The sequence below is a fragment of the Pseudomonadota bacterium genome (genome assembly GCA_039033415.1).
Classification (GTDB): domain Bacteria; phylum Pseudomonadota; class Gammaproteobacteria; order Xanthomonadales; family SZUA-38; genus JANQOZ01.
Genome location: JBCCCR010000011.1, coordinates 101,017 through 122,640, shown reverse-complemented (window position 1 = coordinate 122,640; position 21,624 = coordinate 101,017). Strand labels below are relative to the sequence as shown.

Below are 21,624 nucleotides of genomic sequence, written 5' to 3'. Positions count from 1 at the left end.
GTGCTTGGCGCCGTCGGCACTCATGACGGGAAACGCCGTAACCAAAGCATGATCTAAGTCACACTTTGACCGCGCACCACCGCGTACATTTCAACATTGTCTGAGATGTAAGGATTTTTGCCATGCCACTTCATGAACCTCAGACAGGACGTCGCGCCTTTCTCAAGGCGACCGGAGCAGGATCGCTCGCCGGGCTCGCCACAACGCAAGTCAACGCCGAAACCAAGCCGCCCGAAACCGCCGTCGGCGAGCGCCGCAGCGCCAGCAAATCGGGTTCAGATTCCACGCTGACGCCGCCTTTTGCCGTGCGGGTTCTGAGCAAAATGGGCTTCGGCATCAATCGGGGCATTACCGGCTCCAGCGGCGCCAACCCAGACACGATTCTGGCCAACGGCTTTGAGTCGGTAAATACCAACTTTGCCGCCACGGGCGACCTCGCCTACTTTGAATCACTGGGCAATACGGACGACGCGCGCCTGGCCGCTTACGTCGAGGAACAGCTGGCGCCGAGCAGCGAAGACCCCGAGCTGGACGCGCGCATGGCCGAGCACGCTGCGGACTTCACTCAGCTGGATCAGTCGCACACTGCCCTGTTTTCACAGTATGAATGTGGTTCGTTCAGCGAGTACTCACGCCCCTACGCCGAGGTGGAAAAGTTCACCTTTAACGCCGCGTGCTACAGTCGCTGGCAGCTTCGCGAGCTGGTGGTGGATTTCTGGCACAACCACCTCAACGTATTTGCGCGCCTCAACCGAGACGTCTATGTGTCCTGGGTTGGCTGGGACCGCGACGTGATTCGCAGCAACGTCTTCGGCAATTTCTATGAGCTGATCTACGCCTCCAGCCAGCACTCGGCCATGCTGCGGTACCTAGACAATTACGTTAACGGTCGTGACGGCGCGATCAACGAAAACTACTGTCGCGAGCTTTTTGAGCTGCACTGCATCGGCTCAGAAGACTACGCCGGCAACGCGAACCCGCGCTTTGTCGAAGCACTCCCCGAAAACCCCTACACCGCGCTCAACGATCCAGAGCTGGACAGCCAGAACCTGGGTTTCCTCGCCGACCCGTCACTGCCGATCGCCGCGGTTTACACCGACGACGATGTGCTCACCGCCGCCCAGAGCATGACCGGCTGGCGCTACGGTGACCAGGATACGGACACCAGCTGCGGTACGGGGCTGTTTTTTACACGCGAGGACGAGCACAACAAGGACTCTACCAAAGCGGTGCTGACGCTCGGGGTTGCGGCGATCCCCTCGGGGCTGGATGCCGAAACCGAAGGCCGACTGATCGTGAAGCTCGCCGCTTACCATCCCGCGACGGCTCGGCACATTGCCCGCAAACTCTGCCAACGCCTGATCGCGGACGAGCCGCCGCAGTCGGTGGTCGACGCAGCAGCGGCGACGTTCTACGCGCATCGCAAAAGCCCGGATCAGATCGCTCGAACGCTGCGGACAATTCTGCTGTCCTCGGAATTCAAAAGCCCCAGCTACTGGGGTGAAAAGGTGCGGCGCCCCTTCGATTATGTGGTGGCCGCAATGCGCGCCGCCGGATGTGACCACACCTGGCGCATGAGTGACAACACCACCAGTAATATGCTTCGCGCCTTCAATGCCGCCGGCCAAAGGCTGTTCGACTGGCGCACTCCAGACGGGTTTCCGGATGAGCGATCCCACTGGGAGGGTTCCAATTCGCTGGTTCAGGCCTGGCGAACCATCGACTTTCTTCTGGATCGTAACGCGTCGAATTCTGCAACGCGGACGATGCGGGCCATCGACATTACCCTGAATAGTCTGTCCGGCGACCCGACGCCGAGGCAGCTGGTGGAGTTCTGGTGCAATTGGGCCTTGGGCTTCACTCCAGCCGGCGGCTGGGCCGGGAATGGTGACTACCAGTCGGCACCCACCGCCGTCGGTCGGGCGGCGCTGCAGTTCATGACCCAGGACTACCCGGGTGACCTCGCTGACGCAAACGGCTGGGGCGCCGACGAGCCCATCCAGCGCAATCGTCTGACCCAGGACAGCGGCAACGACCGCTGGCGCTCGAGGCTGACCGGACTGGTCAAGCTGATCCTCTGGTCACCTCAGTTCATGCAGCGATAAGGAGACGGACAATGGATAAGATTAATCGTAATCGCCGTCGCCTGCTGGCCGGCATGGGCGCCGGGGCGGGAGCCCTGGGTACCGGAACTTTGGGGCTGGGTTTCACCCAACGCGTGACCGCCGGGAGTGTCGGCACCGCGCCGACAAAACTGCTGGTTTATCTGTTTCTCAGAGGGGGGATGGACGGTCTGAGCTATCTGGTGCCCACGAGCGGTGCCAACCTGACAAACTATGCCCAGGACCGGGGAAATACGTTTATCGATCCCGGCACTACGCTGAGCATGGTGGATATGCCAGGGGGCAGCGGCTGGGGGCTTAACCCGCTGTGCCCAGACCTGCATAGCATCCGCAACAACGTGGCGTTCGTTCACTCCTGCGGTCATCCCCTGGACGCCCTCACCCGGAGTCACTTCGACGCGCAGGAAGAGATCGAGCTGGGAACACCCGGCAGCCAGTCCGCCGCCGGCGGCGGCTTTCTTGGTCGGTACCTCGCCGCTATCCCACACAGCAGCGACGCGGTCTTCACAGGACTAGCGTCTGACTCAAATACGCCCGTCAGTCTTTCGGGCTACGCCGATGTAGCAACGTTGGACTCGGCCGGCGGCTTCAGCCCCAACACCGGTCGATATGAGGACACTCACCTCGCCGGCCTTGCCGATATGTACGGCAACGGCTCCGGGACACTCGATCTGGCAGGACAGGCGGCCGTAGACGCGGTCGAACTCATCGATTCTTTCGATCTGGACAACTACGTGCCGGCTGGCGGTGTCACCTACCCCGATACGGGCATCGGCGAAGACCTCGCGCTCATTGCCCAGCTTTGGAAGCTGGACCTGGGAATTGCGGCAGCGGCGCTGAACAAAGGCGGCTGGGACACACACAACAACCAGCAGCCGGTGAACCCCAATACTGGCTTCGGGCGGAACATACGGGAAGTGAGCGAGGCCGTCACGGCCTTCTACCTCGATATTGCGAACGACCCGAACAAGAGCGCCAACGATATGTGTCTGGTAATCCAGAGCGAATTTGGACGTCAGGTCAGTGAAAATGGCAATAACGGGACCGACCACGGCTACGGGGATCCGATGACCGTGATCAGCGGGCGGGTCGCCGGTGGACTCTACGGCACGTTCCCGAGCATCGCGGCGGTCGACCGGGAGGGCGACGGGGTGATCCCAACCACCGATTTCCGCCAGGTTCACGGCACCGTCATGGACGTGATTCTGGGCAACGGCAGTGGGGTGGTCGGCAGCGTATTCCCCGGCTACAACTACTCACCCATCAATCTGCTTTAGGCGCAGAAACCGGGGCCCCCGGCGGCGCAAGCCGTTTTGGGGGCATTTTTTTGTTTGAAGCTCAGCTCAGCCGCCGACGGCCTGAGCTTCATTCTCCAGCGAGATCTCCAGCGCTGCATCCAGCGCAGCCTGAACGTCCGACACCAGGTCGTCGGCGTCCTCGATGCCGACCGACAGCCGGACCAACGTCGGCTCGATACCCGCCTCGCGCTGCGCCGCTTTGCTCATGGCGGCGTGGGTCATGGTCGCCGGGTGGGCCACCAGCGACTCGACGCCACCGAGTGATTCCGCCAGCGAAAACAGCTCCAGGCTGCGCAGGAATTCGGTCACTTCACCAACGTCGCCGCGAAGTTCAAAGCTGATCATGCCCCCGAAGCCGGACTGCTGGCGGCGAGCGACAGCGTGGCCCGGATGGTTGTTCAGCCCCGGGTAGTAGACCCGCGACACGGCGGCGTGTGAGGTCAGCAGGTCAACGAGCCGCCGCGCGTTGCTCTCGTGCTGGGCTACACGAACCTTCAGCGTACGGATACCGCGCAGAGTCAGGAAGCTGTCAAACGGAGCGCCGGTCACGCCGATGCAGTTGGCCCACCAGGTCAGCTGCTCATGCAGCTCGGACGTCTTCGCAACCACCGCCCCACCGACAACATCGCTGTGACCGTTGAGATACTTGGTAGTCGAGTGGACCACAATGTCTGCGCCAAGCGCCAGCGGCTGCTGCAGCGCGGGCGACAGAAAGGTGTTGTCCGCCACCACCAGCGCGTCCACCTCCCGGGCCGCTTCACTCAAGGCGCTGATATCGCTGACTCGCAGAAGCGGATTACTGGGCGTTTCGAGCCAGACGAGCTGAGGCTTGGAACGGAGAATCTCCTCCCGGGCCGCAGCGGTATCGGAGAAGTCGCAAAACTTGAGGCGCAGCTTCTTCTGCTTGGCAAGATTTTCCAGCAGCCGGTAGCAACCGCCGTAGCAATCGTGCGGCGCCAAAACCAGGTCGTCCGCCGCCAGCAGGTGCGTGACCAGGTAAACCGCCGACATGCCGGACGAGGTGATCACGGCGCCCGCCCCACCCTCAAGCTCGCTGATCGCCTCGCCGAGCAGATCGCGAGTCGGGTTACCCGAACGGGTGTAGTCATAGGGACGCTTGTCGTCGAAGCCCTTGAAAGCAAAGTTGCTCGACAGATAAAGCGGCGGTACAACCGCGCCGTGCTCCTGATCACACTCGATGCCGGTGCGCACAGCGGTGGTGGCGGCAGAACGGCGTTTGGGCCCTGACTGACGGTCCTGCAGGGCGCTGATCGGCGTTGCCGAGACGGTGGCGGGTTGATTCGGTTGCTGGCTCATTTCCAATGTTCTCCGTTAGTCGGTGACTCATTGGTCCTGGGCCGTCAGGCTTCAGGTGGGCGTCGGGTCCTTAGCACTACCGCTTTTACCGACACTCATTTCCCGGAACTTAGGTTCCGCAGGATTTGGCACCTTTCCGAACGGGTTAGGTTCGTAGGTTGCCCCGGCTTCAAAGGGCCTTTCCCTCAGCCGGTCTCAATGAGTACTCACTTATTGAAACCGTTGCCAAACCGAATGTCAATATCTTTTTATCTCAATAGAGAGATGCGTCACGTTCCCGTGGCGGCCTCGGACTGCGATGCGGCAAGTGCGGCTTTCTCGGCTTCGTCATCCACCGTGAACTCCGGGAAATAGATTGTGGCGCAGGTGCCGACTCCGAGCTCAGACTGGATTTCCACCGGCCAGCCAAACCGGTCGGCCAAGCGCTTGACGATGGTCAGACCCACCCCGTGGCCGCCCTTGCCGTTTCGCCCGGCGCGATAAAACGGCTCAAACACGCGGGCAATCGCGTCCTCCGACATGCCCACACCCGAATCATCGACCGAGACAAAGCCGCGGCCCACGATCACCTTGACCTCCCCGTCGCTGGTGTAGGCACAGGCGTTGCGAATCAGGTTGCCCACCATGACGGCCAGCACGCTCGGCGGCCCGACCACATGAAGCTGAACGCGATCACTCTGGGTCAGTTGTACCGCCTTGTTGCGGACCAGGAAACCATAGCGGTCGAGCTCGTCAGCGACGATGGTATTCACCTTAAATTCTTTGACGGCCAGCCCCTCACCGCTCTCGCGCGCCAGCATCAGCAGCGCTTCGATCAGCGCCTGCATATCCCGCGCGACGTTTTGGATGCGCCGAACGGTCCGCTCCTGATAAGGCGCGAGATCGCCCTCCTCCAGCAGCATGTCAGCCGCCATCTGGATCACCGTGACCGGGCTTCGGAGCTCGTGGCTCGCGTCGCGCGTGAAATTGCGCTCGCGCTCTACAAAACGCTGAATCCGCCCGCCAAGCTGATTGAGGGCACTGGTCAGCACATACACCTCGTCGTCGCTGTTGGCGAACTGTTCGGGCTGGAACTCCGCCTCATCGAGACGGTTGAGATTGAGATTCTCAACCCGCCGTGCCAGCTGCACCAGCGGCGATACGGCACTGTGCGACATGCGGTACGTCCACCAGGTAATCAGGTAGATGGTCAGCAGCACCAACCCGAGGGGCACCACGCCAAACAGCAGCGACAGGGACAGGACGTTTTGCTGCTGAAAGACCAGGTAGAGGGTTCCGACGTCGCGGCGAGTGACAAACGCGATGGCCCCCGGAACCGCTGGATCGAGGCTGTGGAACCCCTCGCCCAGCGCCGCGAGATAACTCGGCAGCTGGTCACCGCCCGAGCGCTTGACGTAGCCGCGTAGATTAGTGGTGTGGGGCATCGAGGCCAGTGGATCCGCGCGAAGCCGTTCCGTCAGGGTGTCAGCCTCTTCAAACATGGCGCGCTCGACCAGCGACTCCTGCAGCACCCAGGAAGTCCCGGCCACGCCGAGAATCACTGCCAGCGAGATAGCCCCGGCCTGCAGCGCAAAGCTGAAGAATAGGCGGCGGCGAACGCCGCGGCGCTGGACGTCGCGGGACGCCACCTTAGCTCTCGGCGGCCTCGACTTCCAGGTCGGCCAGGCGGTAACCGGCGCTGTGAATCGTGTGCAGCAACGGCCGGTCAAACGGCTTGTCGATTACCTTCCGCAGGTTGTAGAGGTGGCTCCGGAGGGTGTCGCTGTCGGGCAGCACGTCACCCCATACCTCGTGCTCGATGTCGCGGCGCGATACTACCTTCGGCGACTCACGCATCAAAATGGTGAGCAGCTTCAGGGCGATCGGGGAAACCGAAAGGTCTTTGCCGCCGCGCTTGAGCTGCAGCGTGGAGGTGTCGAGCGTCATGTCACCCACCGTCAGCACCTCGTGGCTGACCTGCCGGCGTGAGCGGCGGATCAGCGCGCTGACCCGCGCTGCCAGCTCGCGGATTTCAAACGGCTTGATCAGGTAGTCGTCCGCGCCAGCGTCCAGACCTTGAACCTTATCGTCGAGGGTGTCTCGCGCGGTGAGCATAATGACCGGCGTCGAGCTCTTGCCGTCCTGCCGCAGGCGTCGGCACAACGCGAGGCCGTCCATGCCGGGCAGCATAAGGTCGAGTACGATGCAGTCGTAGGTGTTGGTGACCGCGAGATGCAGGCCCGTCAAGCCATCAGCGGCAAAGTCCATGCGATAGCCGCGGCGCTCGAGGTACTCGGAGGCCATCTCTGCGATGTCGTGGTTGTCCTCAATCATGAGGATCAAGCCTTGGTCATCTGCTCCCATAATATTGACTCCGTTGGAGACTGGTGCAATCAGCCGGCAAGTATATTAGGCCTTTTAATGACGTCGGTGTGAAGTTCAGGTCGTCATTTTGCGTTGACAGTCAGCGCCAAAAACGCCCGACCGCGAGGCGATTACTGGGCTGTCATTCCCGCCTTTTTCGCCTCGCCGACGGCGCAGCTGTCAAGCTGAGATGACACATAGGGAAGCACATTTTCGAGAATCACCGGCTGTGCCGCACCCGTGGGGTGGATACCGTCGCCCTGGATCATGCCGGGCTGGAGGGCGACCCCTTCGAGCAGAAACGGGATCAGGGCAATCTCCAGTTCCGCTGCGAGCTCGGGATAGACGTCGCTGAACGCCTGGCGGTAGCGAGCACCATAGTTGCCGGGAATCTGCATTCCCGCCAGCACCACGCGGGCGCCTGTCCGCTCCGACTTCACCGCGATCTCACGCAAATTTTCATAGAGTTTTGAGGTGGGGAGACCACGCAGGCCATCGTTTCCGCCGAGCTCAACCAGGACGATTGACGGTTGGTAGGTCTCCAGCAGGTCGGGTAGTCTGGCCAGGCCACCGGCTGAGGTGTCGCCGCTGATGCTGGCGTTCACGACACCCACCTGGCACTCGGTCAGCGTTTGCTCCAGCAGATCGACCCAGCCGCTCCCAAGCGGCAGGTTGTAGGCGGCGCCAAGGCTGTCACCCAGTACCAATACCGGTCCCGGCGCAGCGCCCGAGCTATCTGCCGAGGCAGACGCGCAGAACAGCGCACTCACCAAACCAAGGGCTAGGAGCCAGGAAGACTCGATGTTGAATAAACGCTTCATACTCAATGCCAAGGATATAAGCAAAGCGGTCAGCGGGCCAGGTGGCGAACTCACGATCCTCAAGCCCACCAGCCTGGCCGTGGCGCAGGGCGACTCGCTAGCGATCGTCGGGCCTTCGGGCTCGGGCAAGACCACTCTCCTGGGCCTGCTGGCCGGCCTCGATCAGCCCAGCGCCGGATCGGTTGAGCTGCTGGACAACAACCTGGGCGCGATGAGCGAGGACGAACGCGCCGTGCTGCGGGGCCAGGGCGTGGGCTTCGTTTTTCAGTCGTTCCACCTTCTGGACAGCCTCACCGCCGAAGAAAACGTCATGCTGCCGCTCGAGCTCGCCGGCGCCGCGAGCGTCGTTTCGCAGGCGCGAGACATTCTTACCCGCGTCGGCCTTGGCGACCGCCTCGATCACTATCCCAACCAGCTTTCCGGCGGCGAAAAGCAGCGGGTCGCGATCGCCCGCGCATACGCTGGTGAGCCGCAGATCCTGTTCGCCGACGAACCGACGGGCAACCTGGACAGCGCGACGGGTCAGGAGATCATCAATCTGCTTTTCGACCTCAATCAGCAGGCCGGGACGGCGCTGGTGCTCGTGACCCACGAACAGCGCCTCGCAGACCGCTGCGCCCGGGTCATCCGGCTGGAGGCAGGACAAATTCAGTCGGAATCCCAGCCACGCCTGGTGGCTGAATCGTGAAGGTGATCAGCTTCTCGCTGCGTCAGGTTCGCCGAGAGTGGCGGGCGGGCGAGCTTCGGGCGCTGGCCCTGGCGCTCGCGGTATCCGCAGCGGCCTTAACCTCGGTTGGTGCTTTCTCCGAGCGGGTTAGCAAAGCCTTAACGATGGGGGCCAACGAGCTGCTCGCGGCCGATCTGGTCATTCAGTCTCGCCAGGTGGTCAGCACCGCCTGGCTCGAAGAAGCGCGCGATCGAGGGCTGCAGACGGCCCGGACCATCGAGTTTCCTACCGTGGCGTTCGCCGGCGATCAGTCGCTGCTGGTTCAGGTCAAAGGCGTCAGCGACGGTTATCCGCTGCGTGGAAGACTGGAGGTTGCCAGCGAACTCTATGGACCCGCCCGCACCGCGACGGGCGTTCCGCAGCCAGGCCAGGCCTGGGTCGACCCGCGGGTGGTCGCCGAGCTCAACCTGGCGGTCGGCGGGGCGCTGGAGCTTGGCGACCAGTCGTTTGTGGTGACGGAGACCATCGCGTTGGAACCCGACGCGGGTGGCGGCGTTTTCAACCTGGCGCCGCGCGTCATGCTGCCGTTTGCCGCCATCGAGTCCGCCGGCCTGCTGGGCCCCGGCGCGAGAGTTCAATATCGGGCCCTCGTAGCTGGTGAGCCGGAGGCTATGGCCGCGTTTAAGGACTGGCTGGTGCCGAACCTGAAGCCCGGCGAATCCATCCAGACCATCGCTGAATCGCAGCAGCAGATCGGCCGGGCTCTGGATCGGGCGCAGCAGTTCCTGATGCTGGCAGCGCTTACCGCCGTGCTGCTGGCCGGCATCGCCATCGTGATCGCCGCACGGCAGTTTGTGGAGCGTCACCTCGATACCGTCGCCATCCTGCGCTGCCTGGGCAGTCGCCAGAATGCGATCATTCTCGCTTTTGCGCTGGTTTTGCTGTGGACCGCGCTGCCCGCCCTGCTGCTGGGCGCCGGCCTTGGCTACCTGAGTCAGCACCTGCTGGTACTGGCCCTCGGAGACCTGCTGCCGGGAACCATTCCAAGCGCGGGCCTGCAGCCGGTGCTGGTGGCCATGGGTATTGGCCTGCTGACCCTGCTGGGCTACGGCGTGCCGCCGCTGCTGCGCCTCCGTCACGTGCCGCCGGTCCGGGTACTCAACCGCCAGCTGGGCGACGCGCCCGCGAGCCAGTTTGTCGGCGACGGACTTGCGCTCGTCTTTTCGCTCGCCCTGATCTGGTGGCTTTCGGCAGACATCAAGCTTGGCGCGGTGATGGCCGGCGCCTCCCTGGGTGCCGGCCTCGCACTGGCCGGCGGCGCGTTCCTATTGATTCGCCTGGCTCGGCGCCTGGCCCGCGGCCGCACGCTGGGCTGGCGTTACGGGGTGGCCAATCTCGCCCGGCAAAACCGCGGGGTTCTGATGCAGGTGGCCGGCCTGGGTCTCGGCCTCACGGCCATCTTTCTGCTCGGCGTGATTCAGCGCGATCTTTTGAGCGGCTGGCGCGACACCCTGCCGGCTGATGCGCCGAACTACTTCTTGATCAACATCCAGCCCGACCAGGTGGCGACGGTCGATCAGCACTTTGCGGCCAACGGCGTCGCCAGCCAGGGGTTGTTCCCGCTGGCTGTCAGTCGCCTGTCGGAAATCAACGGGGCAGCGCCCGACCTCGCCAGTCTGCCGAGCAATCGAGCCCGGCGCCGCGTGGACGGCAACATCAACATTTCCTGGTCGGACGAACTGTCGGTCGGCAACACAATTATCCAAGGAAAGTGGCGCGATCCTGACGTGAACGGTCTGCAGATTTCCCTGGCGCAGTCCTGGGCTGAATCGATGGGTTTCCAGCTGATGGACGAGCTGACGTTCACGGCTGGCGGTCAAACGATCAGCGGCACGATCACCTCCATTCGCGAAGTGGACTGGGACTCCTTCCAGCCCAACTTTTTTATCGTCTTCAACAGCACGCTGGGCGGCGGTTTTCCGCACACCTATATCAGCAGCCTGTACCTGCCCGGCGGACGGTTCGACGTCGTCGCGGATCTGGTCAGGCAAACGCCCAACGTGTCTGTGCTGGACATCGGTACCATTATGGAGCGGGTGCGAACCATGATTCAGCGGGTCTCCCTGGCGGTGCAGGTGGTGTTTGTGTTCACGCTGCTGGCGGGGGTCGTTGTGCTGCTGGCGGCGCTCGGCGCGGGGCTTGCGCAGCGACAGCACGAAGGGGCGGTGATGCGGACGCTTGGCGGATCGGGTCGCCAGCTGCGGGCAGCCATCTTTTCCGAGTTTGCGGTCATCGGGGCGGTTGCCGGCGTACTGGCCGCAGCCGCAGCGGTCGTCGCCGGCGGCGTGCTGGCAACCCAGGTGTTCAACATCGCCTACCAGCCCAGCTGGTGGCTGCCGGCGGTTGGTCTTGCCAGCGGCGCCCTCGCCATCGGGCTTACGGGGCTGGTCGGCTCACGCAGCGTGCTACGCACGCCTCCGATGGTCACGCTTCGGCACGGCGCCTGACGCGCCTGCTCTCAGTCAGAAAAGGCCAGGTCGAGCTGGCGCGCCGCTTTCACGTCGTCCAGGCGCCGCACGGGCATGGTGAACGGGGCCGCCTTCGCCTGCTCGGGGTCTTCCTCCGCGCTACGGCGGATCTCGACCATCGCCTCGACAAACCGGTCCAGCACCTCTTTGCTTTCGGTCTCGGTCGGCTCGATCAGCTGGCACTCGGGCACCAGCAGCGGGAAGTAGTTGGTCGGCGCGTGGAAGTCCCGGTCCAGCAGCATCTTTGACAGATCGGTGGCGGTCAGACCAAACGCTTTCGCCTCCCGCTTGAGCGTCACAATAAACTCGTGACTGGCTCGCCGGGTGGGAAACGCCAGGTCAAAACCCTCGGCCGCCAGCCGCTTCGCCAGGTAGTTGGCATTGAGCGTGGCGTATTCGGCAACTCTGGGCATCCCCTGTCGACCGAGCATCAGCGCATAGATCAGCGCTCGCAAAAGCACGCCGGCGTTGCCGGCGAAGCCGGACAGCCGACCGATCGACTGCGGCCGATCTTCCTCGGTCAGCCAGCGAAAGCCGCCGTCGTCATTCTGACCGACCATGGGAATTGGCAGGAACGGCAGCAGACGCTCAGACACCCCAACCGCACCGGCCCCGGGTCCACCCCCGCCGTGGGGTGTGGAAAAGGTCTTGTGCAGATTCATATGGATCGCGTCAAAACCCATATCACCCGGGCGCGCCTTGCCCAGGATCGCGTTGAGATTGGCACCGTCATAGTAAAGCAGCCCCCCCGCATCGTGGACGAGGTCCGCGATTTCGGTGATGCGTCGCTCAAAGACACCCAGCGTGGAGGGATTGGTGAGCATGATGCCGGCCGTCTGCGGGCCCACCGCTTCTTCGAGCGCCGCAAAGTCGACGTCGCCGTCAGCGGCGGTCGGTATTTCCCGGACCTTGAAGCCGCACATGATGGCCGTGGCCGGGTTGGTACCGTGTGCGGCGTCGGGAACAATAATCTCTGTGCGCTGGTCCAGGTCGCCGCGAGCCGCGTGATAGGCACGAATCATCGCAACCCCCGTGAACTCGCCCTGCGCCCCAGCCATCGGGGTCAGCGAGATACCTCGCATTCCGGTGACCTCGGCCAGGATCTGCTGCAGGTTGTGCATGGCCCCAAGAAATCCCTGAGACAGCGAGTCTGGCGCTGCGGGGTGGCGGCCCAGGAATCCATCGAGCATCGCCAGCTTGTTACACGCGCGCGGGTTGTATTTCATGGTGCAGGAACCCAGCGGATAGAAGTGCGTGTCGATGGCAAAATTCTTTTGCGACAGGCGGGTGTAGTGGCGAACCACCTGCAGTTCGGAGACCTCGGGCAGCCGGGCCGACCCGGCGCGACGCAGATGCTGGGGGATGGCGTCACCGAGCGCCACTGGCTCCGGATGCTGGGCGGCGGCCTGGCGGCCGCTGGCGGACTGGTCAAATATCAGCATGGCTCATTCGTTTCCTGTTGCAGGTCGGGCGGCTTCGTGCAAGACGCTCGCTGATGCCAGCGGGCGCCGCGCATGATACCGAATAACGGTGGCACGGGACCACGACCAGTTTTTAGACAGATTCCTGCTTTCTTGAGGCGGCTGGTCAAAATTGACGCTCAGCGGCCGCACCGTTATCTTAGCGACCAACAAATGCCTGCCCCGCCTGGATTTTTCTGTGCCGTCGAGACACAAGCTGCCGCGAGATCACAAACACTCGGCACCCAGCCGGCGTCCTCGGATTGCCGGTGCTCGCCGGCGCCAGCCCAAGGCCAACCGTGGGCGGCTGGGTCGGATTAAGCACGGCGCGGCGTCCAGAGCGAGTGAATCCACCAAGAGCCTAACCGTCCGGTCGTCGCGGGCGATTCTCACCGATATCAGAACGCGCGCCGCGACGGCGCTGAAAGGCGCCGCCCGGCGGATTGCTCAATTCACCCATCGAACAACGTCTGCCCTGATCACCGGCCAACCGAGCTCGGAGCGCGCCTTTCCCGGCGTCCCCGGATCGCGCCGGCAGTGGCTGGCGACCGGAGTGCTCTTACTGGTGCTTCCGCTGCTGTCCCTGGCGCTCGAGGGCCTGGGCAATCGGTCAGCCGCCAAAGCAGCGGAACTCAAGATAACCCAAACGCTGGCGCTTCCCGACCAGCAGACACCAGCATTACCCTCAGGGACCGAATCTACGGAGGCGACCTGGGACATCCAGCGCGTCGGCAAAGGCGATACGCTCGCTGCGGTTTTTCAGCGGCTGGGCCTGGGTCCCGGGGTTGTGCATCGGGTCGTGCATTTAAATGAGACGACCGAACGCCTGACGCGAATCTATCCCGGTGACGAGCTGGCATTTCAGCTGAATGACAGCGGCGAGCTGGCGGCGCTGGAGTATCAGCTCAGCGAGGACCAGCGCCTGCGAATCCATCGCGTCGACGGCAAGCTGACCAGCGAAATTCAGCAAGAGAACCTGGTGACGCAGCTGAGACACACCGGCGGCGTGATCCGTGGCTCCCTGTTTCGCGCCGGCCGCGAGGCGGGCCTGAGCGATAGGCTGATCATGGACATGGCCGGTCTGTTTGGCTGGGACATCGATTTTGTGCTGGATATCCGCCGCGGTGATGAGTTTCACCTGATCTATGAGGAGCTGTATCGCAACGGCGAGTTTCTGCGGGCCGGGGACATCGTCGCCGCCACTTTTATCAACCAAGGCGAGAACTTTCAGGCCGTTCGCTTCACGACGGAAAATGGTGAGGAATACTTTTCACCGGACGGCCGCAACATGCGCAAAGCGTTTCTCCGGGCGCCGCTGAACTTTTCTTACATCAGCTCTAACTTCAACCCCAGCCGCTTCCATCCGATCCTTCAGCGGGTGAAAGCGCACAACGGCACCGATTATCGTGCCCCCACCGGTACACCGGTATTTGCCGCAGGCCATGGAAAGGTGGTCGCCTCAGCGCGCAACAAGTACAACGGTCACTACGTCTTTATCCAACACGGCAACAACATCGTCACCAAGTACCTGCATTTCACCAAACGCGCCGTTCGCAAAGGCCAGCGGGTGAAGCAAGGCCAGGTCATCGGCTACGTCGGGATGACGGGTTTGGCTCAGGCGCCGCACCTCCACTACGAGTTTCTTGTCAACGGCGTGCACCGCAATCCGCGGACCGTCGATCTGCCCAAGGCCGACCCGCTGCCGAAAGCGGAGCTGGCCGCGTTCCAGCAGGTTGCCACGCCGCTCCTCAATCAGCTCGAGCTGATCCAGGGTCGAACCCTGCTTGCCGCCAAAGACTGATGGGGGAGGTCGGCACGCCGCGGTTCGCAGCGGACGTTTGTCATGGCGCCAGCGTCTGATCCTCCCAACCTGTTTCTCGGCCTGATTTCCGGCACCAGCATGGACGGCATCGACGCCGCCCTGGTCGGTTTTTCCGGTTCCGAACCTCGGCTGCTGGGCGGCGAAACCTATCGCTATGAGCCGACGCTGCGAGACGCCATCGCGGCAGCGTGTTCAGGAACACACTGCACGCCGGGAGACCTGGCGACGCTCGATACGCAGATCGGTGAGGCGTTCGCTGCGGCAGCCTTGGCTCTGCTGGATAAGCACGGCACCGACCCTCAGGTTATCGCGGGGCTGGGCAGCCACGGCCAAAACATTTTCCACGGCCCGATCGGTGCGGCGCTCGCCGATGCGCCGAGCACCCTGCAGCTGGGCAACCCCCACGTCATCGCAGCACGCACCGGGATCGCCACCGTCGCCGACTTTCGACGACGTGATGTGGCGCTCGGCGGCCAGGGGGCGCCGCTCGCCCCCGCGCTGCATCGGCGGCTGTTTTCCCATGCCGGAGAACACCGCGCGGTGCTGAACCTCGGCGGCATTGCGAACCTGACGCTGCTGCCGGCTGGCCCGGTGGCGCCGGTGACCGGCTTCGATACCGGCCCCGCGAGCTGTCTGATGGACGAGTGGGTTCAGCGTCACCGCGGACAGGCGTTTGATGCCGAAGGCGCCTGGGCCGCGGGCGGGACGCCCAAGGAGTCGCTGCTGGAGCTGCTGCTGGCGGATGCCTACTTTGGGCGACAGCCGCCGAAAAGCACCGGCCGCGAATACTTCGAGCTGGGCTGGCTGGAAGCCGGCATCAAGGCGGCCGGCGCCGCTGAGCTTTCCGCGCAGGACGTTCAGGCGACCCTCGCCGAGCTGTCGGCCCGGAGCGTGGCCGACGCGCTCAGGCGCGAGCTCCCCGGCTGCGCAAGGCTCATGGTTTGCGGGGGTGGGGTCCACAACACCCACCTGATGGAGCGTCTCGATGATCTGCTGGCGCCGATGGTGGTTGAGCCCACCGACCGCTACGGGCTGCCGGCGGACTGGGTGGAAGCGGTCCTGTTCGCCTGGCTGGCCCGGGAGGCGCTGCGCGGCGGCTTGACCGATCTGGAGGCGGTGACCGGTGCGCCCGCCCACATTTATGGCGTGCGGTTCTCTCCCTGAACGGGGTCCGCGGAGGCGGTCCCGGCCGAGTGTTCGGTGGTCCCCATCATGCCCGCGCGCATCATCAGCAGGAAAAGTACAATCCCCGGCACCGCCGCCAGCGTTGTGAGCAGATAAAAATTCACGTATCCCATCGACTGAATCAGACCACCGGCCGTCGTGCCGGTCAGGACGCGCCCCACAATGCTGGCCGCCGCTGAGATCAGCGCATATTGCGAGGCGGTGAACCGCAGGTCACACAGGGCGGAGAAATAGGCCACCACCACCACACCGCCGATGCCGCTGGCGGCGTTCTCGAAACCGATGGCCGCCGCCATACCGAGATTGCTGTCACCTGCCGCAGCCAGGGCGGCAAAGCTGAAATTGGACACCGCCATCAGTACCAGGCTGATCAACACCGAACGCTGCATGCCCAGCCGCGTGTAGAGAATGCCGCCGGCAAAGATGCCGATCAGATACGCCCAGAAACCGACGGCCACGTCATAGACAGCAATTTCCGCATTGCTGAAGCCGAGGTCGTCGAACAGCAGCCGAAAGGTTAGGTTGGCCAGGGTGTCGCCGATTTTGTGCAGCAGGATAAACGCCAGGATGAGCCAGGCCCCGCGGCGCTTAAGAAACTCCGCGATGGGTGCGACCACGGCGTTGGCCATGTGCGCCAGGCCCTGACGCTGCTCGACCCGTTCGCGCCTCGTGGGTTCTCCCATAACGAGGCCTGTAAGCATGGCGGGCAGCGCCAGCGCCGCGCAGGCGAGATAGGCGATTTCCCAGCCGAGCGGCGCCGCCAGCAGCAGCGCCAAGGCGCCTGCACCGGCCGATCCGATGCGCCAGCCGTATTGAGACATGCCGGACCCGGCGCCGAGCTGGCGAGGAGACAGGAGTTCGATCCGATAGCCGTCGATCACGATGTCAAAGGTGGCTCCGGCAACGCCGACCGCCACCGCGGCGTAAGCGGTGGTCAGCAGGCTCGCCGCGGGATCGACCAGCGCCAGATTGACCACGGCAGCGATCACGGCCAGCCCCGAGGCGATGAGCCAGGAGACCCGCTGGCCCAGGCGCCCCAGGAGGGGAAGCCTCACCGTGTCGACCGCAAACGCCCAGATCCATTTGAAGTTGTAGACCAGGAACGCCAGGGAGAACGCCGTGACGGAACGTTTATCGATGCCATCCTGAGCCAGCCGGGTGGTCAGGGTGGCGCCGATCATCGCGTAGGGAAAGCCGGAGGAAACGCCGAGAAAGAAGGCGGCCAGCGGCGCGCCTTCAAGGTAAGGCCTGACGCCGACGGGCAGCTTGCTGCGCCAACGACTCACCAGTCGTAGTCGATGACCAGCGGGGCGTGGTCAGAGAATCGCTTGCGCTTGTAGATGCTGGTGCTCTGGGCCGTAGCGGCGACCTTGGGTGTCGCCACCTGATAGTCGATCCGCCAGCCCACGTTTTTGGCCCACGCCTGGCCGCGGTTGGACCACCAGGTGTACTGCTCATCGCGCTGGTCGAGCTGACGAAAGGTGTCGACCCAGCCGGCGTCGCCGAACAGCTCGTCCATCCACGCGCGTTCCTCCGGCAGGAACCCGGAGTTCTTTCGGTTGCCGCGCCAGTTTTTGAGATCCTGCTGCGTGTGAGCGATGTTCCAATCGCCACAGATGATGTACTCGCGACCATCCCCAGCCATCTTTCGCAGCTTCGGCAGCAGCCAGTCCATGACGGAAAACTTTACCTGCTGACGTTCTTCGCTGGAGGACCCCGACGGTAAATACAGCGAAACGACCGAGAGGTTGTCGAAATCCGCCTGAATCCAGCGCCCTTCCGCGTCAAAAGACGCAACGCCGAGACCACTGCGGACCCGATCCGGCTCGCGCGCACAGTAGAGCGCAACGCCGCTGTAGCCCTTTTTTTCGGCGTCGTGATAGTAGGTATACGGCGTGGGAAAAAAGGCTTTGTTCCCCTCGAGCTGATGCTCCTGGGCCTTGGTTTCCTGGATGCAAACCACGTCAGCCTTTTGCCGCCGCAGCCAGTTGAAAACGCCTTTCTTTTCCGCGGCGCGAATGCCGTTAGCGTTCAGCGAGATGATTCGCACGATCTTCGATCCCAGTCGGTGAGCGGCGCATCTTAGCAGGGTCCGTCGCGACCATGACTTCCAGCACTGCATTACATTTGTATTACATCTGTAAACTATTGTGCATCAACTTTGGGGAAGTCACGACATGTCAGAAAAAAGCGTCAACCTGAGCGTTCGTCTAAGCAGCGATGAGGCGCGCTTCCTCAAACATCTGAGCCTTCCGGGCGCTGATACGGTGAGCGAAAAGCTGCGCCACATCATCGATCGGGCGCGGCGTCGGGAAGAGGGAACGCACAGCTACCCCGCGGCGCTGCGGATGGTCGACGAGCTGCTGGATCCGGTGCGCCTCGGCCTGCTCGATCAGGAGCGGCGCGAACAGGTGCACTCCGAGCTTCTCGCCCGGGTGTACGAGTGGCTGCCCGACATGCTGGGTTATCTGCTGGCGGGCATCGACCAGGAGCCGGACTCAGAAGAAGTTATCGAACTGTCGCAGCTCGAGGCGGGCATCTCGGAACGGGTGTTCCGTCTGATCGAAGCGGTGCTGCGCCTGGCGCTGACCGAACCGAACCCGTGCTACGAGCCCAATGCGGTGAGCCGCAGGCTGGGCCCGACGCTGGCGCTCGCGAAGCTGCTGGCCGAACAAGGAGGAAAACAATGATCGAACTACTGACTCACGAAAAAGCGTTTCCGTTTGCCGTTTCGCTGGCGCTGATGGCGCTGCTGCTGATCATGGAATTGATCACGATGGCCTTCGGGACCGCCCTATCGTCGCTGGTCGACGGCGCGCTGCCGGATCTGGCGACCGGCGCTGAGCTTGACGTGGAGATGGACGCCGAGCTGGGCAGCCAGCTGTCGCTGGCGGCTTTTCTCAGCTGGCTCAAGCTGGACCAGCTGCCGGCGCTGGTCGTGTTGATTGTCTTCCTGGCCAGCTTTGGCCTGCTGGGTTTAACCCTGCAGAGCGTGATCGCGAGCCAGGTTGGTGAACCGATGCGTGCCTCGCTGGCGGCCATCATCACCCTGCCGCTGACGCTGCCGGTGATGCGGCCGCTGCTGAGCGGAATCGCCAAGGTGATGCCGAGGGACGAAACCGAGGCGGTGGATCGTTCCAGCTTCGTCGGCACCAACGCCGTCATCACCCTGGGCACGGCCCGCCCCGGCTCGCCGGCGCAGGCGCGGCTCACCGACGTGCACGGCCAGACTCACTACGTGATGGTGGAGCCGGAGGCCGGCGGGCCTGAGCTCGCCAGTGGCAGCGAGGTGGTCATCGTCGAGCTCGTGGGCAACAGCTTTGTCGTCAGGGCCGCCCGGCCCTGACTCTTAAACCCCTTTAACCCCCACATTTTGCCAACCCTTTAGGAGGAATTTTTATGTCTCAATTCACAACCTATCTCGACATTCTGCTGGTGGCAGGCACCATTTTGGTTGCCGTCATCCTGCTGGTATTAGTCATCGCCCGACTCTACACGCGGGCGTCAAAAGAAATCTCTTTTGTCCGGACCGGTGCCGGTGGACAGAAGGTGATCATGAACGGCGGTGCGCTGGTGCTGCCGGTTTTTCACGAGGTGATCCCGGTCAACATGAACACGCTGCGTCTAGACGTGCACCGCAACGACGACCAGGCGCTGATTACCAAGGACCGGATGCGTGTCGACGTGGCGGCCGAGTTTTACGTTCGGGTGCAGCCGACCGCTGACGCGATTGCCAATGCCGCCCAGACGCTCGGTCAGCGAACCATGCAGCCGGACGCCCTGAAGCAGCTGGTCGAAGGCAAGTTTGTCGACGCGCTGCGATCCGTGGCCGCCGAAATGGCGATGGAGGAGCTCCACGAGCAGCGCACCGACTTCGTGCAGAAGGTGCAACAGGTGGTTTCCGAAGACCTGCTGAAAAACGGTTTGGAGCTGGAAACTGTCTCCCTGACGGGCCTGGACCAGACCGGCAAAGAGTTTTTCAACCCGGACAACGCGTTCGACGCGGAGGGTCTGACCAAGTTGACCGAGGCCATCGAGGCGCGGCGTAAGAAGCGCAATGACATCGAGCAGGAGACCCAGGTACTGATTCAGCGCAAAAACCTCGAGGCGGCCCAGCAGCAGCTGGAAATCGACCGGGAAGAGGAGTACGCCAAGCTGGCGCAGGAGCGTGAGGTGGAAGTGAGGCGCGCCAGCCAGCAGGCCGAGATTGCGCTCGAGCGAGCCGCCAAACGCCAGGAAGCCGAGCGGGCCGACATCGTTGCGCAGCAGCAGGTGGAACAATCCCGCATCGAGTCGGAGCGCGCCGTCGAACAGCAGCGCATCGCCAAAGAGCAGGAGATCCGCGAACGCGACCTCTCCCGGGAAAAGGCCGTTCAGACGGCGGACATCGAGCGCCAGCGGGCCATCGAGCTGTCCGAGCAGGACCGCGAAATTGCGGTGGCGGAGAAGTCTCGCGATCAGTCGCTGGCGGAGAAGCTGGCAGACGAAGCGCGCGCTGAAGCCGTGCGGGCCGCTGAGCAGGTGACCACCGTACGCGAGGTAGAGGTGGCTGAGCGTCTGAAGTCGATCGAACTGGTCGAGGCAACCAAAGAAGCCGAGCGTGACAAGATCGACGTAACCGTTAAGGCGCAGGCCGTCAGCGAAGCCGCTGACGATGAAGCGGCGGCGGTACGGACGCGCGCTGAGGCGGAAGCCGACCGGATCCGCATCGAGGCAACAGCGGCGGCCGAGTCTGAGCGGCTCCGGGCGGAAGGTGCCGCCGAACGGTATCGGGTCGACGCGGATGGCAAGCGGGCGATTAACGAATCGGCCAACGTGCTGTCGCCGGAGCAGATTGCGATGCAGGTCAAGCTGTCGATCGTCGAGCAGCTCCCGGAGATCATCCGGCAGAGCGTCAAGCCGATGGAGCAGATCGACGGCATCAAGATCGTCCAGGTTGCCGGCCTCAACGGTGCCGGCGAGCACGGCGGAGGTGATGGTGAGACCGCAGCCAACGGCGCTGCGCCCGCGAACGGCACGCGGGCCGGCCTGGCCGATCAGGTGGTGAACAGCGCGCTGCGCTACCGGGCCCAGGCGCCGCTGATCGAGTCGATCCTCGGTGAGGTGGGCCTGTCCGGCGAATCTCTGGACGGCCTGGCGCAGGTGAGGGATCTGACTCCGAACGGCAAGGCGCCGAAGGCCAGCCCCTCCAGCTAAGCTTACCCATCTGCGGTAACCGCTCCGCTGAACCGGCGACGGGGTCTCCCCGCCGCCGGTTTGGCACATTTGGCCTGGCACCCTTTGGCCGTTCGCCAGCGTGGCGGCAGCGCTAAACCGGCAGCAAGGTCATGGCAACCGGTTAGAATAGGCGCTTTATCCACAGGAGCGCAGCCTTGAAAAACTATCAGGCAGCTTTTCTGGAGCTTTGTGTCGAGCTGGAGATTTTGAAATTTGGCCAGTTCACGCTCAAATCCGGCCGCGAGAGCCCCTACTTCTTTAACGCTGGCCTGTTTTATACGGGCCTTTCGCTGGACGCGCTGGGCAACGCCTATGCGCATACGCTGGCGGATTCCGAGCTGGATTTCGATCTGCTTTTCGGGCCAGCGTATAAAGGCATCACGCTGGCCTGCGCCACCGCGATCGCGTGTTCCCGACATTTCGGCATGGACGTCCCGATTGCCTACGACCGGAAAGAGGTCAAGGATCACGGCGAAGGCGGTCAAATGGTCGGCGCCCCGCTGGCCGGCAAGCGGGTGGTGATCATCGACGACGTGATCTCCTCCGGCACCTCCATCCGCCTGGCGGCGGAACAGATCGATGCTGCCGGTGCCACGCTGGCAGGCGTGGCGCTCGCGCTGGACCGGCAGGAGCGAGGCCTGACCGAAGAGTCAGCCAGCGCGGAGATCGTGCGTCGTTATGAGGTGCCGGTGATCAGCATCCTGAGTCTCGATACGCTTATCGAATACCTTGGACGCACGCGGGGCGCGGAGAAACGCCGCAAGCAGATTGTTCAGTACCGGGCGCTCTACGGCACCAACGCTGACCCGGGCTGATGAACCGCCGGTCGGGCTGCCGCGCCGC

General features: G+C 63.4%; 17 protein-coding genes and 1 riboswitch. Of the genes, 10 read left to right on the top strand and 7 right to left on the bottom strand.

Going from position 1 to position 21,624, the window contains the following annotated elements:
* Nucleotides 1–122 precede the first annotated feature (122 nt).
* Together AAF358_10965 and AAF358_10960 are read left to right on the top strand one after the other, a co-directional pair.
* Entirely contained in the window at nt 123–2,105 is a 1,983-nt protein-coding gene (locus AAF358_10965; GenBank protein MEM7706066.1) for a DUF1800 family protein, read from the top strand.
* A gap of 11 nt (nt 2,106–2,116) precedes the next feature.
* Nucleotides 2,117–3,400 carry a DUF1501 domain-containing protein gene (locus AAF358_10960; GenBank protein ID MEM7706065.1) on the top strand — a complete coding sequence of 428 codons (1,284 nt, stop codon included), beginning with the start codon at nt 2,117–2,119 and terminating at the stop codon, nt 3,398–3,400.
* 66 nt (nt 3,401–3,466) lie between these two features.
* On the opposite strand, the gene metB is transcribed toward AAF358_10960, so the two are convergent.
* The 4 genes from metB to AAF358_10940 all read right to left on the bottom strand — a co-directional run bounded on the left by metB (nt 3,467) and on the right by AAF358_10940 (nt 7,902).
* Complete coding sequence (gene metB, locus AAF358_10955) at nt 3,467–4,738, bottom strand: cystathionine gamma-synthase (protein MEM7706064.1); 1,272 nt, start codon at nt 4,736–4,738, stop codon at nt 3,467–3,469.
* 92 nt (nt 4,739–4,830) lie between these two features.
* Nucleotides 4,831–4,943, bottom strand: a riboswitch (SAM riboswitch).
* Between the two features lie 64 nt (nt 4,944–5,007).
* Nucleotides 5,008–6,366 carry a HAMP domain-containing sensor histidine kinase gene (locus tag AAF358_10950; protein ID MEM7706063.1) on the bottom strand — a complete coding sequence of 453 codons (1,359 nt, stop codon included), beginning with the start codon at nt 6,364–6,366 and terminating at the stop codon, nt 5,008–5,010.
* Between the two features lies 1 nt (nt 6,367).
* Complete coding sequence (locus tag AAF358_10945) at nt 6,368–7,081, bottom strand: response regulator transcription factor (protein ID MEM7706062.1); 714 nt, start codon at nt 7,079–7,081, stop codon at nt 6,368–6,370.
* A 131-nt stretch (nt 7,082–7,212) separates the two neighbouring features.
* On the bottom strand, nt 7,213–7,902 hold the full coding sequence (locus AAF358_10940; GenBank protein MEM7706061.1) for an arylesterase: 690 nt from the start codon (nt 7,900–7,902) through the stop codon (nt 7,213–7,215).
* Between AAF358_10940 and AAF358_10935 the strand changes: the two genes are divergently transcribed.
* Both AAF358_10935 and AAF358_10930 read left to right on the top strand, forming a co-directional pair.
* Nucleotides 7,883–8,590: an ATP-binding cassette domain-containing protein gene (locus AAF358_10935; protein ID MEM7706060.1), complete on the top strand. Its 708-nt coding sequence runs from the start codon at nt 7,883–7,885 to the stop codon at nt 8,588–8,590. The two genes, AAF358_10940 and AAF358_10935, sit on opposite strands and share 20 nt — an antisense overlap.
* The gene (locus AAF358_10930; GenBank protein MEM7706059.1) at nt 8,587–11,076 is read left to right on the top strand and encodes an FtsX-like permease family protein; all 2,490 of its coding nucleotides are present in this window, start codon (nt 8,587–8,589) and stop codon (nt 11,074–11,076) included. Before AAF358_10935 ends, AAF358_10930 begins: the two co-directional genes overlap by 4 nt.
* Nucleotides 11,077–11,087: 11 nt before the next feature.
* Here the strand turns inward: AAF358_10930 and gcvPB are convergent, their stop codons facing one another.
* Nucleotides 11,088–12,539, bottom strand: a complete 1,452-nt coding sequence (gene gcvPB, locus AAF358_10925; GenBank protein MEM7706058.1) for an aminomethyl-transferring glycine dehydrogenase subunit GcvPB — start codon at nt 12,537–12,539, stop codon at nt 11,088–11,090.
* A 217-nt stretch (nt 12,540–12,756) separates the two neighbouring features.
* Between gcvPB and AAF358_10920 the strand changes: the two genes are divergently transcribed.
* Together AAF358_10920 and AAF358_10915 are read left to right on the top strand one after the other, a co-directional pair.
* On the top strand, nt 12,757–14,358 hold the full coding sequence (locus AAF358_10920) for a peptidoglycan DD-metalloendopeptidase family protein (protein MEM7706057.1): 1,602 nt from the start codon (nt 12,757–12,759) through the stop codon (nt 14,356–14,358).
* Between the two features lie 42 nt (nt 14,359–14,400).
* The gene (locus AAF358_10915) at nt 14,401–15,543 is read left to right on the top strand and encodes an anhydro-N-acetylmuramic acid kinase (GenBank protein ID MEM7706056.1); all 1,143 of its coding nucleotides are present in this window, start codon (nt 14,401–14,403) and stop codon (nt 15,541–15,543) included.
* Here the strand turns inward: AAF358_10915 and AAF358_10910 are convergent.
* Together AAF358_10910 and AAF358_10905 are read right to left on the bottom strand one after the other, a co-directional pair.
* Nucleotides 15,519–16,850: an MFS transporter gene (locus tag AAF358_10910; GenBank protein ID MEM7706055.1), complete on the bottom strand. Its 1,332-nt coding sequence runs from the start codon at nt 16,848–16,850 to the stop codon at nt 15,519–15,521. The genes AAF358_10915 and AAF358_10910 overlap by 25 nt on opposite strands.
* Nucleotides 16,847–17,614, bottom strand: coding sequence for an exodeoxyribonuclease III (locus AAF358_10905; GenBank protein MEM7706054.1), 768 nt, complete (start codon nt 17,612–17,614; stop codon nt 16,847–16,849). Before AAF358_10905 ends, AAF358_10910 begins: the two co-directional genes overlap by 4 nt.
* A gap of 127 nt (nt 17,615–17,741) precedes the next feature.
* Between AAF358_10905 and AAF358_10900 the strand changes: the two genes are divergently transcribed.
* The 4 genes from AAF358_10900 (at nt 17,742) to pyrE (ending at nt 21,596) form a co-directional block, all read left to right on the top strand.
* Complete coding sequence (locus AAF358_10900) at nt 17,742–18,254, top strand: hypothetical protein (protein MEM7706053.1); 513 nt, start codon at nt 17,742–17,744, stop codon at nt 18,252–18,254.
* Nucleotides 18,251–18,910 (top strand): YqiJ family protein, encoded by a 660-nt coding sequence (locus AAF358_10895; GenBank protein MEM7706052.1) that lies wholly within the window; start codon nt 18,251–18,253, stop codon nt 18,908–18,910. Before AAF358_10900 ends, AAF358_10895 begins: the two co-directional genes overlap by 4 nt.
* 53 nt (nt 18,911–18,963) lie before the next feature.
* On the top strand, nt 18,964–20,760 hold the full coding sequence (locus AAF358_10890; protein ID MEM7706051.1) for a flotillin domain-containing protein: 1,797 nt from the start codon (nt 18,964–18,966) through the stop codon (nt 20,758–20,760).
* Nucleotides 20,761–20,936: 176 nt separating this feature from the next.
* The gene (gene pyrE / locus AAF358_10885) at nt 20,937–21,596 is read left to right on the top strand and encodes an orotate phosphoribosyltransferase (GenBank protein ID MEM7706050.1); all 660 of its coding nucleotides are present in this window, start codon (nt 20,937–20,939) and stop codon (nt 21,594–21,596) included.
* The last annotated feature ends 28 nt before the right edge of the window (nt 21,597–21,624 follow it).

Excerpts from the sequence above, each read along its gene's own strand:
- AAF358_10935 (MEM7706060.1), top strand. The coding sequence starts at position 7,883 with ATGTTGAATAAACGCTTCATACTCAATGCCAAGGATATAAGCAAAGCG.
- AAF358_10890 (MEM7706051.1), top strand. The coding sequence starts at position 18,964 with ATGTCTCAATTCACAACCTATCTCGACATTCTGCTGGTGGCAGGCACC.
- AAF358_10945 (MEM7706062.1), bottom strand. The coding sequence starts at position 7,081 with ATGGGAGCAGATGACCAAGGCTTGATCCTCATGATTGAGGACAACCAC.
- AAF358_10960 (MEM7706065.1), top strand. The coding sequence starts at position 2,117 with ATGGATAAGATTAATCGTAATCGCCGTCGCCTGCTGGCCGGCATGGGC.
- AAF358_10965 (MEM7706066.1), top strand. The coding sequence starts at position 123 with ATGCCACTTCATGAACCTCAGACAGGACGTCGCGCCTTTCTCAAGGCG.
- AAF358_10900 (MEM7706053.1), top strand. The coding sequence starts at position 17,742 with ATGTCAGAAAAAAGCGTCAACCTGAGCGTTCGTCTAAGCAGCGATGAG.
- metB (MEM7706064.1), bottom strand. The coding sequence starts at position 4,738 with ATGAGCCAGCAACCGAATCAACCCGCCACCGTCTCGGCAACGCCGATC.
- gcvPB (MEM7706058.1), bottom strand. The coding sequence starts at position 12,539 with ATGCTGATATTTGACCAGTCCGCCAGCGGCCGCCAGGCCGCCGCCCAG.
- AAF358_10915 (MEM7706056.1), top strand. The coding sequence starts at position 14,401 with ATGGCGCCAGCGTCTGATCCTCCCAACCTGTTTCTCGGCCTGATTTCC.
- AAF358_10895 (MEM7706052.1), top strand. The coding sequence starts at position 18,251 with ATGATCGAACTACTGACTCACGAAAAAGCGTTTCCGTTTGCCGTTTCG.
- AAF358_10940 (MEM7706061.1), bottom strand. The coding sequence starts at position 7,902 with ATGAAGCGTTTATTCAACATCGAGTCTTCCTGGCTCCTAGCCCTTGGT.